General features: G+C 70.9%; 1 protein-coding gene. It reads left to right on the top strand.

What is annotated here, in order from left to right; translation table 11 throughout:
* A partial coding sequence (locus tag ACZCAH_RS15255) for a DegT/DnrJ/EryC1/StrS family aminotransferase (protein ID WP_464341892.1) occupies window positions 1–791 on the top strand: 791 nt, incomplete at both ends.

The following is a 791-nucleotide window of genomic DNA, read 5'->3' as shown; positions in this document are numbered from 1 at the left end:
TTCACCTTCGCGGCGACCGGCAACTCCGTCGCCGCCTGCGGTGCGACGCCGGTGTTCGTGGACGTGGATCCCGAGACCTTCACCCTGGACCCCGCCGCGGTCGAGGCCGCGATCACGGAGCGGACCGTCGGCATCCAGCCGGTGCACCTGTACGGGCATCCCGCACCGATGGACCGCCTCGTCGAGATCGCCGAGCGCCACGGCCTGTGGATCTTCGAGGACGCCGCCCAGGCGCACGGCGCCACCTGGCAGGGCGCGCAGGTCGGCACGTTCGGGCGCGGCGGCATGTTCTCCCTGTACCCGACGAAGAACATGACCTCGGGCGAGGGCGGCATGGTCTCCACGGACTCCCCGGAGTACGCCCGGCAGATCCGACTGCTGCGGAACCAGGGCATGGAGGCGCAGTACGCGAACGAGGTCGTCGGCTTCAACAACCGCATGACCGACATCCACGCGGCGATCGGCCGCGTCCAGCTCGCCAAGCTCGGCGCGTGGACCGCGCGCCGTCAGGAGCTCGCCGCCTTCTTCGACGTGCACCTGACCGGGGTGGTCACCCCCGTGGTCCGGCCCGAGGCGACGCACGTCTACCACCAGTACACGATCCGTATCGAGGGTGCGACCGCCGCGGAGCGCGATGCGTTCGCGACCGCGCTGCGGGAGGAGCACAAGGTGGGCTGCGGCGTGTACTACCCGACGCCGGTGCATCGCCTGGCCACCTTCGCCGTGGACCTGGAGCTCCCGGTCACCGAGATGCTGGCCCGCGAGGTGCTGTCCCTCCCGGTGCATCCGAG

The organism is Brachybacterium sp. B718/18 (assembly GCF_055454375.1).
The sequence above is the reverse complement of the archived record's forward strand: the minus strand, read 5'-3'. Positions and strand labels throughout refer to the sequence as shown.